The following is a 14,558-nucleotide window of genomic DNA, read 5'->3' as shown; positions in this document are numbered from 1 at the left end:
TAGTATAGGTAGTAGTTCGGTTACTCTTCTTGTTCTTGCCAATTAGTAATATCTAGAACCAACTCACATTCGTCATCCATATAAGCGCCTGTTGGAACAAAACCAAGCTTTTTGTAGAACTCAAATGGGCTTTCTTCCCCTTCACCACAGCTATTATAAAGGCGAGGATAACCTTTTCTCTTTAAATACTGGATGACTTGAACTAAAGCTTCTCGGCCAAACCCCAGTTTTTGGTAGGGTTCTGCAATCATAAAGCGCCAAAGCATAATGCCGTCATATTCTAACTCATCGTCATCTAGCCCTGAATGCAGCATGATAAAACCAACAGGGACATCATCAGCGTATATGCCTCGATACCATGCACAATCAGAAAATTGTGCTTCCACCATGGAATAGGCGTTATCTGCTACCATATTACGCTGTGCCTCACTAAGTGTATGACTTAGTAAGCAAATTTCAGAAAAATTTTCTGCAGTGACTTTTTGTAGGGTAACCAGTGAATTTTCATCTAATTCAGGTTCGATGAGCTCTTTCATAACATTTCCTTCGACAGAATATTGACCATAATCATCAGTGATGGATTATTTTTATTATTGTTGTTGAACATAATTAAATATCAGAAATTTGCGATATGGATATAAATCAATCAACCAGAGATTTCACAACCAGTCAATGACTTAATTGTGGCTATGTAAGCGGGATCTAAAAAGTGATGGCAACTTACTTAAGTGTTAGTTGCCATTGTGAGAGCAATAGAGGATATGGAAACAAATTTAGTGTTCGGCTTCACCACCTAAGACATCAATCAAGCGAGCGATTAATGCACTGAGTTCACCGGTCATTAAGACGTAATCAGCATCAAATTTTTGAGCGTAGTCTTCTTTGGCGATGTCATCATTTTGGTCTTTTAATGTATCGCTAAATTTGAGGCGTTTTAGTGAACCATCGTAAGATAACATGAACTGGATACGCTCTTCCCAATCTAAGGCCAGTTTGGTAACGAGCTTGCCAGCTTCAATGTGGTTTGCGATTTCATCAGAAATTAGGTCTTGCTTCTTACAGCGGATAATACCACCTTCTTCTAAGATAGCTTTTAGCTCTGCTTCATCCATGACAGCAAAGCCTTGTGGTAATGAGCCTGAACGGATCCACTCAGTGAGTGTTAGCTCTATAGGGTCTTTAAAAGTCAGAGGAACGACAGGTAAAGAACCTAGGCTTTTGCGAAGTAAAGCTAAATTATCTTCAGCGCGTTTTGCGCTTGCGGCATCAACAATAATTAATTGATTTACAGTATCAATCCAAATGTAGGTTTTACTAAATTTACTAAATGCGCGAGGGAGTAAAGCATGGACGACTTCATCTTTTAAGGAGTCTTTTTCGGTTTTTTTTAACTTACGCCCTTGTTCAGCTTCTAGTTTTTCAATTTTATCCTGTAGTTCTTGCTTTATTACAGGAGATGGCAGCATTTTTTCTTCTTTTTTAGCACAAATAAGAATTTGATTACCCGCAGCATGCGTCAATGCATCACCACCATTCATAGGGGAAACCCAGCCAGTTTGCATCATGTCTTGGCTACCACAAGGATGATAGGCGAGGGCGGCAAGCTGTTTCTCTAAATCATCTGCGGAGAGTGCCAAATCCCGATTTAGGCGATAGACCAATATATTCTTGAACCACATGAAAAACCTACCTTTGTTGATAAATAGCCAGTTAGAGCAGGGGGCTATGATAGCGAATTGTCTGTTATTAAGCGAAAAAAAATACGTTGACGTTGAGGGCTGCTATCATTTCATTAGCTAACTATTGATAATACTCCTCAAATCAAGCCATGATAACCATAGAACCCTTGAATAGTAGAGAGCATCATAATGAGAATAGGTATTGACCTTGGTGGAACCAAAATTGAAGTTATTGCATTGGATGACAGTGGTAATACTTTGTTTCGTAAACGTATTCTAACACCTCGTGGTGATTATGATGCGACACTTAAAGCGATCGCGAGTTTAGTGGCGGATGCAGAAACGGCGACGGGGTTGTCAGGCAGTGTTGGTGTTGGGATCCCTGGAACCTTGTCTCCAGTGACAGGAAGAGTTAAAAACGCCAATTCCACATGGCTTAATGGCAGACCGTTCGATGCCGATTTAAGTTATTTATTAAACCGTAAAGTAAAAATGGCAAATGACGCTAATTGTCTCGCCGTCTCTGAGGCCGTTGATGGTGCAGGAGCAGGCGAGAAAGTCGTGTTTGCCGTAATTATCGGAACTGGATGTGGTGCAGGAATTGCAATAAATGGGCAAGTGCACTCAGGGGGAAATGGCGTTGCAGGGGAATGGGGTCATAACCCTCTACCATGGCAAGATGAGCAAGATAGGCAATTTCTAGTAACAGAAAACTGCTATTGCGGGCTGACAGGTTGCACGGAATTGTTTGTCTCAGGCACAGGGTTTATGGCGGATTACGCGAAAATGTCAGGAAGCCAAAAAACGGGGATGGAAATTGTCGAATTAGCACAATCAGGTGATAAACATGCCACCATTGCACTGGAAAATTACCTCAATCGCCTCGCAAAAGCCCTCGGACAAGCCATTAATATGTTAGACCCAGACGTGATAGTGCTAGGGGGCGGAATGAGCAATGTAGATTACTTATATGAAGCGTTGCCAGCAAGGATCCGCCAATGGGTATTTGGTAGGGAGTGTGATACGCCAATTCGTAAAGCGGTGCATGGCGATTCGAGTGGGGTTCGCGGAGCCGCTTGGCTATTTTCGTCCTAATTTACGCTGTAGCGTTGTTGGCTGCGCTCGGCTACTCGGGTCACATACTTGTGCATGCTCCTATTTTTTCGTCATACTTCAAGCTGTGGCTGTGTTGGCTTCATTCAGTCACTTTAGTCACATACTTATGTATGCTCCTAGAGATGACCTCATCTTGCCGCCTTGCCACAACTCGAATTATTTAGAAAAAATACTTGATTTCTAATCGAATGAAATCTCTTTAGGAAAAAATAGTTGGTTTCTAATCTAATGAAATCTCTTTAGAAAACTAATGATTAAATAATCATCTTTTAATTCTTAAATTAAATTTAGATTAATTGAAAATAATTTGATGAGTATATTTATAGAATAAAAATGGATAAGAAAAATAGAAGTATTTTATTGGTGAAATAAAGCACAGGGATTTAAGTTAAATAAGATTCTTTAATACTAAGTGACATAAATCACAGTTCTTTTTTTCCTTCGAAAAATATTCACAACTCCTTAATGGAATAACGTAAGTTAATTAAGGTGAATTTGTCATCATTAATTCATTTTTGTGAGCTATATAAAAATCAAGCCCAATAAAAAGATGAAAACCGTGATTTAGTCACAAAAAATGGTTACTGTTTGCAGTGTATTATCATTAAAAATTGACGTCATGCACATAGTGTAAAATTTTAACGCTATTTTTGTTGTTTATTTGTTCAATTTTACAGGGTAGGTACTCAAATTTGAGAGGCAATTTTCTCTCAAAAATGGCAACTAAGGGGATTACATGAATAAAGTATTAAAACTTTCAACACTTGCTATGTTAGTCGCATTTAATGTGAACGCGGCGACGGTTGATTTACGCGTAATGGAAACATCGGATGTTCACAGCAACCTCGTTGACTTTGATTACTATAGAGACAAGCCGACAGAGCAATTTGGTTACGTACGTACCGCGACATTAATTAAAGCCGCTAAACAAGAAGCAACAAACTCAGTATTAGTGGACAACGGAGATTTAATCCAAGGTAGCCCATTAGCAGATTATATAGTAGGTGAAGGTTTAAAAGACGGTGAATCTCACCCAGCACATAAACTTTTAAATACTATGGGTTACACCGTAGGTAACTTCGGTAACCATGAGTTTAACTTTGGATTAGAGTTCTTACACAAAGCGATTGATGGCGCAAAATTCCCATACATTAATGCCAATATTATCGACGCGAAAACAGGTAAAAACTACTTTAACCCATATATTATTGTCGATACACCAGTTAAAGATAGAGACGGCAAAACACACACCATCAAGATTGGTTATATTGGTTTTGTTCCACCGCAAATTCTCATTTGGGATAAACCAAATTTAGAAGGCAAAGTATTAGTTAATGACATTACTGAAACCGCGAAAAAATTTGTACCTCAAATGAAAAAAGAGGGAGCAGATTTAGTTGTTGCGATCCCTCACTCTGGTTTCTCTCAAGAGCCATATAAAGCAATGGCTGAAAACTCAGTTTATTACCTCAGTGAAGTTCCGGGTATTGACGCCATTATGTTTGGCCACTCACACGGTGTGTTCCCAAGCAAAGATTTCAGTGATATCAAAGGCGTTGATGTGGCAAAAGGAACTGTGAATGGCGTACCCGCTGTCATGCCAGGACAGTGGGGTGATCATTTAGGTGTTGTTGATTTAGTGGTCAATAATGATGATGGTGCTTGGAAAGTGGTTGATGCAACCGCTCATGCACGCCCTGTCTATGACAAACCAAATAAGAAAGCTTTGGTTGAGCGCGATGGCGACCTCGCAAAAATTATTGAACAAGAACACCAAGATACTCGTAAATTTGTCGGGAAACATATCGGTAAAGCATCAGAAAACATGTACAGCTACTTAGCATTGGTTCAAAGCGATCCAACTGTACAAATCGTGAATGATGCCCAAATTGATTACACCAAAAACTTTATTCAAGGTGACCCAGATCTGGCTGATTTACCGGTTCTTGCAGCCGCAGCACCATTTAAAGCAGGCGGTCGTAAAAATTCACCGACTGAATTCATTGAAGTCGAAAAAGGTGATTTAACCTTCCGTAATGCTGCTGACCTATATTTATATCCAAATACGTTGGTTGTGGTTAAAGCGACCGGTGCGGATGTCGTCGAATGGTTAGAATGTTCAGCGGGAATGTTCAATCAAATCAATCCACAATCAACAGCACCACAAAGCTTATTGAATTGGAATGGTTTCAGAACTTATAACTTTGATACCATTAGTGGTGTAAATTATCAAATCGACTTGACTCAACCAGCGAAATACGATGTTGATTGCCAAACCGTCAATAAAGATGCTAACCGAATCAAAAATGTCACCTACCAAGGTAAGCCGATTGATCCAAAAGCCACCTTCTTAGTGGCAACGAATAACTACCGTGGCTACGGCGGTAAATTTGCGGGAACAGGTGATAATAATGTTGCATTTGCATCTCCGGATGAAAACCGTTCTATTTTAGCGGCTTATATTGCTAAAGAGTCTAAAGAGAAAGGACAAATTGCGACTAAAGCGGCTAATAATTGGTCATTCACACCAATTAAAACAGACAAAAAACTGGATGTTCGCTTTGAAACAGCACCAAGTGAAAAGGCTGCAAACTTTATCAAAGAAAATGCACAGTATCCGATGAAACAAATCGGTACTGATGATATTGGTTTCGCTATTTATCAAATAGACTTAACTGAGAAGTAATCTTAACGTATTTGTATCGTTCAAGCCTGCCTACGGGTGGGCTTTTTAGTTGCTAACTTATAGGTTTGAGATGCGGTTATTAGTGGGGATGATGCGAATTAAGCAGATGTTAAGGGGAAATAGCGCTCGGAATATTAACACCACTTTTAAAGTTTAATACCCCGAGCGGTTATAATTAATATAGACATCATATTACTATTCATAAAAAACATTCAACATAGGTAATTTAGAGTTTTTGTCATATTCTACTTTTACATATTCAGATTCTATCTTTTGGCCCTCTTTTAAGGAACGGGTTATCGAGATGTCTTTACCTTTCCGGTAACATTTAACATTAACTTGCTCTTTATGTTCAACGTTGACTGAACATTGTGGCTCATAGATATAACCTGTAAATGAAATTGTACCTCCTGATGAATTATTACTTGCATAGGTGAAAGAACAGCTTGAAATGATTATAGCAACAATAGATGTTAGTAAAGATAAACCTTTCATAGTCCACCCCCTTAATAACATGTTACACGATGAAGCGTGTTTTTGTGCTCTCACTTTTAGTGTAGTTCAAATATCCATAATGCAAAACTAAAAATGAAAATATACTTAGAGTTTAGTGGGAGGATTGATTAATTCATTGATAAGTATCAATTTATCTATTTGTTTAATTTCTTCTGATCAATTAATAATCAAGTAGTAATGAAAGTGTAATAATAACAGTGCAATTGTAAATATTTCTATTTATTTTGATACAGTACTTTTAGTAATTATGTTTTATTGATAACACGGATTAATTTGGAATAAGCTATTATTTTAAATGATGAGAATCATAAGTGATGAAATTAAGTGATTCACTTTAATAATATGATATAAATAAAATTCCCCCGTAAGTATATTACGAGAGGATTATTTAAAGTTTTAGTATTATTTCAGCTTATTTGAAAACTTTGAAACGAACATCATCGTCCATAAAGTCTTTATCACCTGCAGGTGAATTAATAGAACCAAATACCATTTGAGCGCGTAATACCCAATTAGCAGGAACTTTCCATGCAGTTTGTACGTCATTATCAATCAGTGGATTGTAGTGCTGTAAAGATGCACCAATATTTTCTTGTGATAATGCAGTCCAAACTGCGAATTGAGCGATACCGCTGGCTTGTTCAGACCAAATTGGGAAATTATCCGCATATAAAGGAAATTGCTCTTGTAAGCCTTTTACGATGTCTTGGTCTTCAAAAAACAGAATAGAACCAGCACCTGCAGCAAAGCTATCAATTTTTTGTTCTGTTGCAGCGAAGGCTTGCTCAGGAACAATTTTACGCAGTGCTTCTTTGGTCATATTCCATAGTTTTTTATGTTCAGCACCAAATAAAATCACCACGCGAGATGTTTGTGAGTTAAATGATGATGGTGAATGTTTAACTGCTTCTTTAACTAATTTCGTGACGTGTTCTTCTGATACAGGTAAAGCATCGCCGAGGTTATAAATGGTACGACGATTTTTAATCATTTCGATAAATGCGTTAGACATTTTAGTCTCCTAGCTTTTCATTAGCGCACGGCATGTTATTGAATAAATCTTAGAAGCCGTAGTGTGTTTCAATGGTTATTACTATAACGTGGGGAATAAAAAATCATAGAAAAAAAATTTAACGATAAGGTTCAAATTTTTGAATCAAGTCAAGATGTGGTTTTAATTTGTTTAAAATCAATGGATTGTTTTTATTTCTGGTGGTGTTTTATGGTGAAAATGAGCATGGATAAGCACGAATGAATAACATGCATAGAAAATAATTGAGTATAAAAAAGGGGGAAAATATGGGAAATGAAAGAGCCTAGCTAGGGGCGTAATCCTGCTAGGCAAGAATGATAACTAGTTTTACTTAATTGAGTTCACTAATATTTTTGGTTATTTCTATTTTAGTTCCGCCAAAATTATCAATGATGTACTTTCTTACCGCTTCAGTGTGGTACAGTTCTGCTAATTTGGCAAATTTGGGGTTATCCTTGTTATCTGTTTTAACGACTAATAAATTGATATTATTAATAATAGTCTCATCATTTTCTTCCCTAAATAGCGAGTCAGTTAAAACGTTTAACCCGCCTTCTTGTGCAGCTGTATTACCGATGACTGCGATATCAACATCCGGTAATGCCCTTGGGCCATGAGCATATTTTATTTGCCTAAAAACTAAGTTCTTAGGGTTCGAGACAATATCATTAGTAGACCCTGTGGCTTGGTTGAAATCAGGTTTTAATGCAATTAACCCTGACTTTTCAAGTAATTTAAGTGCACGTATATGATTGGCTGCATCGTTAGGAATGGCAACGATAGATTGCTGAGGTAAATCAGCCAATTTTTTATGCTTTACCGAATATATACCCATTGGTTCAAAATAGGTGGTTGAAATTGCGGTTAATTGGTTATTATGACTTTTATTAAAATCTTTTAAAAAGCCCCAAGATTGAAATGCATTCACATCAACATCTCCGTCAATAGTGGCGACATTAAGAGTTATTCCATCATCAATAATTTTGACATCAATATCGAGATTGGCTTTTTTAGCTTCCGAAGATTGAGCAATAAATTGCCATATATCCGCATCACTACCGTGGCTGCCAATAATAATTTTTTGTGATGTTGCTTTTTGTGACTCTGTTATTTCGTTAGTGCTTTCTTCTTGGGAACATGCCACTACGGCCGATAACGACAAAGACAATAACACTGCAGGTAGTTTTTTCATTTGATGATCTCTAATTGGTTTTGTTATCAGTATCTAACCAAATAAAAATAACGCTTTATAAATAATATTTTTTCCACATTTTTTCTTTTTAGTTATATAAGGTTAAAATATTCAAAAAGTTATATCGATATAGTTTTAAATTATTTTTAGTAATATCAGATGTGGTATTTAATCGAGTGATAAATATATCGTGAATTTTATTCATCATTTAAAAAAATATTTTAGAAGGTCGATTAATATGTCTATAACACAATTACCTATTATTGATTTACATGAACTTGAAAACCCTGAAACAAGGGAGGATTTCTATAAAAAATTACGGTTTATTGCCAGGGAAATTGGTTTTTTTTATCTCGTTGGGCACAATATTTCTGCTGGTACCCGAGAGCAATTATTAGCTACAACTAAGCAATTTTTTGCCTTACCTCAAAGCGAAAAAGAAAGTATCTCGATGGAATACTCAAAGCATTTTCGAGGGTATACGGCATCCACAGAAGAGAGTACTCGTAGCCAGCCAGATTACCGCGAACAGATTGATATTGGCGAAGAGTTACCGGCATTACAACTTAATCAAGATGACCCTATCTGGTTTAATTTACATGGGCCAAACCAATGGCCACAATCCTTACCTGAACTTAAACCCCAAGCACTTGCGTGGCAACGTGAAATGCGAACCATTGCGGTAAAATTAATTAAAGCATTTTTAGTTGCATTAGAATTGCCTGAAAATAGCTTTGATGAAATTATTGCCGACCCTGCCCAACATTTATTAAAACTTATTCATTATCCGGCAAGGGAAGATAATAATGAAGGGGAGCAAGGGGTTGGAGCGCACAAAGATGCGGGAATTTTAACCTTATTATGGCAGGATAATAGTGGGGGGCTACAAGTTGAAACTGATGCTGGTTGGATAGATGTTGAACCTTTGGAAAATGCATTTGTGGTAAATATTGGAGAAGTATTTGAATTAGCCACTAATGGCTATTTACGTGCGAATGTTCATCAAGTTGTTAGGCGTAAAAATAGTCATTCCCGCTATTCCATTGCTTATTTTATTACACCAAATATTTTTGCGGAAGAAGTCCCATTATTAAATTTACCCCATTATTTAGCACAACAAGCGTTAGGGCCTGATAGCGATCCATTAAACCCATTATTTACTAATCTCGGAAAAAATGTCATTAAAGGGCGTTTGCGTTCCCATTTGACAGTAACTCGTCGCTTTTATCCTAAGGAATATGAGCAAATAATAAGTAATAATAATATTATCTGAGCAATTAAGTCGTTAGAGATATGATGATAAACCGTATTGGAGCTAAAAATGTCAGAACAAAGCTATAAAAAGGACTTACAGGGTAAAGAATTATCCCCAGAAACGTTAATGATGAGTTATGGGTATGACCCTAAGCTTTCAGAAGGATCAATTAAACCGCCTGTTTTTCTGACATCTACATTTGTATTTAAAACCGCTCAGGAAGGGAAAGATTTTTTTAATTTAGTTAGTGGGCGCACACAAACGAGCGAAAACCAGAAACAAGGATTGGTGTATTCACGTTTTAACCATCCAAATAGTGAGATTGTTGAAGACAGATTAGCTCTATATGAAGGTGCACAAAGCGCAGCACTATTTTCTTCCGGTATGTCGGCTATTACGACTTGCTTAATGGCAGTATTGCAACCGGGTGATGTACTACTCCACTCTCAGCCACTCTATGGTGGAACTGAAACCTTATTTTTAAACACCTTGGCTCGTTTTGGAATAACTTCGGTTCCATTTCAAAATGGGTACAAGCAGGAATCCATCTTAGAAGTTGCTAATCGAGTCGAGAAAGAGCAAAAAATTGCGGCTATCTATATTGAAACACCGTCTAACCCATTGAATACACTTGTTGATATTGAATTAATTAGCCAAGTGGCTAAGCAGATAGCTACGAAGCAAAATGGGCAAACTCCGTTAGTCATTTGTGACAATACGTTGCTAGGGCCTGTATTTCAAAAGCCACTCGCTCTCGGTGCAGATTTAAGTGTGTACTCACTAACTAAATATGTGGGAGGACATTCAGACTTAGTCGCAGGTGCGGTGGTTGGAAGTCAGGAGCTAGTCAAGAAAGTAAAAGCCCAACGTAATGCCATCGGTACACAGCTTGACCCGCATTCTAGCTGGATGTTGGGGCGATCGTTAGAAACATTACAATTACGTATGGAAAGGGCAAATGAGAGTGCAAAAATATTAGCGGAGTATCTCCATCAGCACCCTAAAGTCAGTAAAGTGCATTTTCCTGCCTTTTTTCCGAAAGCGAGTGTTGAGCACCAGGTTTATCAAAAACAGTGTACAGGAGCAGGCTCAACTTTCTCTATCAATGTAGGGGATAATGAAGCGGATGCATTTCGTTTTCTAGACAACTTAGCAATCTTTAAATTAGCGGTTAGTTTAGGGGGAACTGAGTCGCTCGCCAGCCATCCTGCATCGACAACCCACTCAGGTGTTGCTCAAAAGGTCAGAGAACAAATCGGTATTAGTGATAATTTAGTTCGCCTATCTATAGGTATTGAAAATGTGAATGACCTTAAATATGCATTGGAATTAGCATTAGAAGCGATTTAATCATCAGGGTGGGGAATTTCCCACCCTGAATAGTCACTAAATTGAGTTAAATGATGCGGTATTGTGCGGGAAGTTCGCTAAAACCAAGCCCATTGCCTTTTTTCACTGCAATTTGGACGGGAATACGTTCTTTCATTGCTTCCACATGGCTAATTACGCCAATAGTTTTGCCAGATGCATTTAAACTTTCTAATGCATCAAGGGCAATATCTAACGTTTCTGCATCTAAAGTACCAAAACCTTCATCTAAAAAGAGCGACTCCAATTGGGTACGGTGGCTCACCATATCAGATAGCGCTAAGGCTAACGCTAAGCTAACTAAAAAACTTTCCCCACCTGAAAGCGTTTTAATATCTCGAATGCTATCCGCTTGCCAGCCATCAATAACTTGTAATTCAAGGTTTGCTTGGTGGCTACGCTGTAATAAATAGCGACCATGGAGTTTTTCAAGCTGTTGATTGGCTAGAGAAACCAAACAATCTAAAGTTAAGCCCTGCGCATAACGTCGGAATTTATCTCCTTCAGCAGAACCAATAAGTAAGCTGAGATAGCTCCAATCATCATAACTTAATTGGCCCTTTTCTATTTCCCGCAGTAAATCTTGTTGTTGATGGCGCAGTTGCTTGTCTGTACTGAGCTGGTTAATTATCTGGCCTTGTTTTTGGTTTATTTGCTTAATTTCTTCATCGAGTTGAGTAACAATTGTTTGTAATTGCGTTTCATTAAGCGCTGAAAAATCAGTGATACGCTGTTGATTCAGTACCTCAATAGCTTGCAACCCTTCTTTATAACGCGTTTCACACTGTATGCGAGCTTGGTTAATGTGTTGTTTGAGCGCTTCTAATTGCTGTTTTTCTTCGTGGCTGATTAGCGCATCAAGGAAAGCTTGTTGATGATGAAATGGACTATCCGTAAGCGCTTGAGTAAACAGGGTATTAGCTTGTGTTTGTGCCAGTTTTGTTTTTTCACAGGCGTCAATCAGCTCTTGATAGCTTCCATTCATTGATGCAATGGCTTTATCAACCTCATTGAGTTGTTTGCTTAATTGTTCCTGAGTTTGGAAAAGTATGGTTTGTTTGTCATTCAACTGCTGAATAAATTGGCTGATGGCTAAGCCAGAAAGCAGTGTTTTTCGTTGTGCTGTTTTTTGCTCTAAACCTAACTCAATTTGTTTAAGGCGATTTCTTTCTTGTTCAATTTGTTGAGTGAGTATATTGAGTTGCTCTGACTCAACTTTTAATGTGGCATTATTGACTTCAATGTGTTGGCTAAGTGTTTGTGCTGCCACTTTTTGGTTATTAAAACGCTCACTTCGCTGAGTAATATCGAGAACCCATTCATCGAACTTATCTTTATCTGGCGCATTTAAGTTAAATGGCGCTAGGGTAGATTGCCACTGCTCTAATTGTCTCTGTTTGCGTTGTTGGAATTGGCTCTGTTCTTTTTGTAGCTCATCATGTTGTTGTGTTTGGTTCTTTAAGCGTTCTTCGACTAATAACAGGTCTGATTGCAACTGGGTAAAGCTTGCTTGTTGCTCGTGTAAATGATGTTTGGTTTGCTGGTATTCACGCTCTAGAACAGCCATATCCACAACTATTTTCTGTTGCGTCGCTAGCTGATCTGTTAATTGATTAATTAAGAACGTAACGGCTTGTTCATTTTGGGTTAACTCTGGTGTGAGTGCTTGCTCACATGTCTTTTGCCACTGTTGGTTAAATGCATCGAATTGTTCATTGATTTGCTGCTGTTGCTGTAAATTTTCGTTTTGACGTTGTTTTTGTGTATGAAGTTGTGATTCTAACTGAGTTTGTTGTTGTTTTAATTGGTCGAGTTTATTTGTTAGCTCAATGAGTTGTTGCTGTGTTTCACTGAGATGGATTGATTGATAATCGTGAACTGCTGGGTGTTCTGTTGAACCGCATAATGGGCAGGGGTTACCTGCTATTAGTTGCTGGCGTTCATGCTCTAGGCTGACAATTTTTTGTTCTAATTGTAATTTGTCATTGGTTAGTTTAATGAGTGGGGTCAATTCATTAATGCGTGTTACGGCCAGGCTCAACGCTTTTTGCGCGGTGGTGATATCTTGTGTTAATTCAATATCTTTTTGAATTTGATTCTGTTTTTGCGTTTGTGCATTAAGGCATTGAGATAATATTAATGGCAATAACTTAGCATGTTGTAAACGTGCTTGTAGCTGTTCAATATGTTGATTGATGGTGTTAATGTCATGTTTTTCTTGGTTTTGTTTGTAGATTTCTTCTTGTTTTTTGAACGCGGCAGTGCTGTGCTCTAATTCGAGGCGTTTTTGGGCTAATTTCTCAGTTTGCTGCAGCTGTTGCCGCTGTAACTGCGCGACTTCATTTGAAAGTATTTGTTGTTTTTTGTGCAAACTTGCCAGTTTGTCAGCTAATTCGAAAATAAAATGGCCTTGTTGTTGCCAGCTGCCTATTTGCGAACTGAGCTCAGCATCTTTTGGGTGTTCTTCTAGAAATATATTGTGTTTTTTTAACTTAAGGTGTGCATTTTGGATCTGACTTTGCGTTTCACTAACTAAGCGTTGCTTTTGCTGAAGAGTGATTTGTTGTTGTTCGATTTGCTGTTTAATTTCAGACTGTTGCTGTTTCAATTGTGCAATTTGGTTATCAAGAGGCCTGACTGTTTCATCAATCAATTGATGTTGTTGTTTAGCAGAATCAAGGTGTTGTTGATACTCGAATTGTGATTTCAATAAATTTTCTTGCAGTGGCGCGCGTGCAGCTTGCTGGGTTTGCAGGCTAAGTTTCAAATGTTGTTGTTTATTCGTGTATTCAGTGAGCTGTAGCTGTTGTCGTTCAACCTCCTGCCATAATGGACGAAGGGATTCCGCAGGAGTGCTGTCAGCTAACCTTTTTAATTGAGGTTGTGCAGCTTGGAACTCAAGTTCGTTTTTTTTGAGTTCTTCGTCAAGTGATTGCATGCGCTGAGTGAGTTGGTGATATTGTTGCCACCAATTAACCCCTTGTTGGTGGCGAGCACGCTGTTGCTTGCTTTGTGTTTCTTGCTCAAATAAATGGTTTTGCTGTACCAATAATTCTTGGTGTTCTGCTTCTGTGAGTAAATTAATGTTTTGTGCTTTTGCTTTTAGCAAATCTAAGTCAATTTTGGCTTGCTTGTGTTGATTAAAAACATAAATTGAAATTTGGCTATAAATTTCGGTACCTGTAATTTCTTCAAGTAAATCAGCGCGTTCTTTCTCAGAGGCATTTAAAAAAGCCGCGAAATCCCCTTGGGAGAGTAAAATAGATTTAGTAAAACGCTCATAATCAAGCCCTGTTATTTGCGCCACTAATTCTTTTATCTCTGTGATTTTTACGGTCAATATTTTACCATCAGCAACCGTTGCAAGCTCCGCTTTAGGCTGTTGTAAATTGCCATCAGGTTTCCCTCCAGCCCGTCGTTGGCTCCAAAATGCGCGATAAGCTTTGCCTTTGACCTCAAACTCTACCTCCGCGAGGCATTCCCCTGTATGGCGAGTCATCAGTTCATTTTGTGCGTTAGAAATGGTTTTTAAACGCGGTGTTCGGTGATAAAGCGCGAGGCAAATCGCATCTAATAAGGTCGTTTTCCCTGCACCAGTGGCGCCCGTAATGGCAAACAGGCCATTGCTAGCAAATGGCTCTTCAGTGAAATCAATTTTCCATTCACCTCTAAGAGAGTTAATATTTTTTAAACGTAAACTTAAAATTTTCATA

Annotated in this window: 10 protein-coding genes; 4 read left to right on the top strand and 6 right to left on the bottom strand. The window is 38.1% G+C overall.

Annotation, left to right across the window (positions count from 1 at the left end; all coding sequences use genetic code 11):
* Positions 1 to 20: 20 nt before the first annotated feature.
* Positions 21 to 536, bottom strand: a complete 516-nt coding sequence (locus PSF28_RS05230; protein ID WP_004914659.1) for a GNAT family N-acetyltransferase — start codon at positions 534 to 536, stop codon at positions 21 to 23.
* A 237-nt stretch (positions 537 to 773) separates the two neighbouring features.
* Positions 774 to 1,679 carry a recombination-associated protein RdgC gene (gene rdgC / locus PSF28_RS05225; RefSeq protein ID WP_272684742.1) on the bottom strand — a complete coding sequence of 302 codons (906 nt, stop codon included), beginning with the start codon at positions 1,677 to 1,679 and terminating at the stop codon, positions 774 to 776.
* Positions 1,680 to 1,868: 189 nt separating this feature from the next.
* On the opposite strand from rdgC, the gene mak reads away from it, so the two are divergent.
* The gene (mak, locus tag PSF28_RS05220; protein ID WP_210840335.1) at positions 1,869 to 2,774 is read left to right on the top strand and encodes a fructokinase; all 906 of its coding nucleotides are present in this window, start codon (positions 1,869 to 1,871) and stop codon (positions 2,772 to 2,774) included.
* 757 nt (positions 2,775 to 3,531) lie between these two features.
* Complete coding sequence (locus tag PSF28_RS05215) at positions 3,532 to 5,481, top strand: bifunctional 2',3'-cyclic-nucleotide 2'-phosphodiesterase/3'-nucleotidase (protein ID WP_210840445.1); 1,950 nt, start codon at positions 3,532 to 3,534, stop codon at positions 5,479 to 5,481.
* 195 nt (positions 5,482 to 5,676) lie between these two features.
* Here the strand turns inward: PSF28_RS05215 and PSF28_RS05210 are convergent, their stop codons facing one another.
* The 3 genes from PSF28_RS05210 to PSF28_RS05200 all read right to left on the bottom strand — a co-directional run bounded on the left by PSF28_RS05210 (position 5,677) and on the right by PSF28_RS05200 (position 8,222).
* On the bottom strand, positions 5,677 to 5,976 hold the full coding sequence (locus PSF28_RS05210; RefSeq protein WP_210840444.1) for a type 1 fimbrial protein: 300 nt from the start codon (positions 5,974 to 5,976) through the stop codon (positions 5,677 to 5,679).
* Between the two features lie 433 nt (positions 5,977 to 6,409).
* A complete protein-coding gene (locus PSF28_RS05205) occupies positions 6,410 to 7,009 on the bottom strand; it encodes a nitroreductase family protein (RefSeq protein ID WP_210840501.1) in 600 nt (199 codons plus the stop codon).
* A 352-nt stretch (positions 7,010 to 7,361) separates the two neighbouring features.
* A complete protein-coding gene (locus tag PSF28_RS05200) occupies positions 7,362 to 8,222 on the bottom strand; it encodes a MetQ/NlpA family ABC transporter substrate-binding protein (RefSeq protein WP_210840502.1) in 861 nt (286 codons plus the stop codon).
* 238 nt (positions 8,223 to 8,460) lie between these two features.
* On the opposite strand from PSF28_RS05200, the gene PSF28_RS05195 reads away from it, so the two are divergent.
* Both PSF28_RS05195 and PSF28_RS05190 read left to right on the top strand, forming a co-directional pair.
* Positions 8,461 to 9,495: an isopenicillin N synthase family dioxygenase gene (locus PSF28_RS05195; protein WP_210837489.1), complete on the top strand. Its 1,035-nt coding sequence runs from the start codon at positions 8,461 to 8,463 to the stop codon at positions 9,493 to 9,495.
* Between the two features lie 48 nt (positions 9,496 to 9,543).
* Complete coding sequence (locus PSF28_RS05190; protein WP_210837487.1) at positions 9,544 to 10,827, top strand: cystathionine gamma-synthase family protein; 1,284 nt, start codon at positions 9,544 to 9,546, stop codon at positions 10,825 to 10,827.
* Between the two features lie 46 nt (positions 10,828 to 10,873).
* On the opposite strand, the gene PSF28_RS05185 is transcribed toward PSF28_RS05190, so the two are convergent.
* Positions 10,874 to 14,557, bottom strand: coding sequence for an AAA family ATPase (locus tag PSF28_RS05185; RefSeq protein ID WP_272684741.1), 3,684 nt, complete (start codon positions 14,555 to 14,557; stop codon positions 10,874 to 10,876).
* Position 14,558: the final 1 nt, after the last annotated feature.

Source organism: Providencia sp. PROV130 (assembly GCF_028482225.1).
GTDB classification, from domain to species: Bacteria; Pseudomonadota; Gammaproteobacteria; order Enterobacterales; family Enterobacteriaceae; genus Providencia; species Providencia rettgeri.
Note: the sequence above shows the minus strand (reverse complement) of the source record. Positions and strands in the feature narration are given on the sequence as shown.

Excerpts from the sequence above, each read along its gene's own strand:
- PSF28_RS05230 (WP_004914659.1), bottom strand. The coding sequence starts at position 536 with ATGAAAGAGCTCATCGAACCTGAATTAGATGAAAATTCACTGGTTACC.
- rdgC (WP_272684742.1), bottom strand. The coding sequence starts at position 1,679 with ATGTGGTTCAAGAATATATTGGTCTATCGCCTAAATCGGGATTTGGCA.
- mak (WP_210840335.1), top strand. The coding sequence starts at position 1,869 with ATGAGAATAGGTATTGACCTTGGTGGAACCAAAATTGAAGTTATTGCA.
- PSF28_RS05215 (WP_210840445.1), top strand. The coding sequence starts at position 3,532 with ATGAATAAAGTATTAAAACTTTCAACACTTGCTATGTTAGTCGCATTT.
- PSF28_RS05210 (WP_210840444.1), bottom strand. The coding sequence starts at position 5,976 with ATGAAAGGTTTATCTTTACTAACATCTATTGTTGCTATAATCATTTCA.
- PSF28_RS05205 (WP_210840501.1), bottom strand. The coding sequence starts at position 7,009 with ATGTCTAACGCATTTATCGAAATGATTAAAAATCGTCGTACCATTTAT.
- PSF28_RS05200 (WP_210840502.1), bottom strand. The coding sequence starts at position 8,222 with ATGAAAAAACTACCTGCAGTGTTATTGTCTTTGTCGTTATCGGCCGTA.
- PSF28_RS05195 (WP_210837489.1), top strand. The coding sequence starts at position 8,461 with ATGTCTATAACACAATTACCTATTATTGATTTACATGAACTTGAAAAC.
- PSF28_RS05190 (WP_210837487.1), top strand. The coding sequence starts at position 9,544 with ATGTCAGAACAAAGCTATAAAAAGGACTTACAGGGTAAAGAATTATCC.
- PSF28_RS05185 (WP_272684741.1), bottom strand. The coding sequence starts at position 14,557 with ATGAAAATTTTAAGTTTACGTTTAAAAAATATTAACTCTCTTAGAGGT.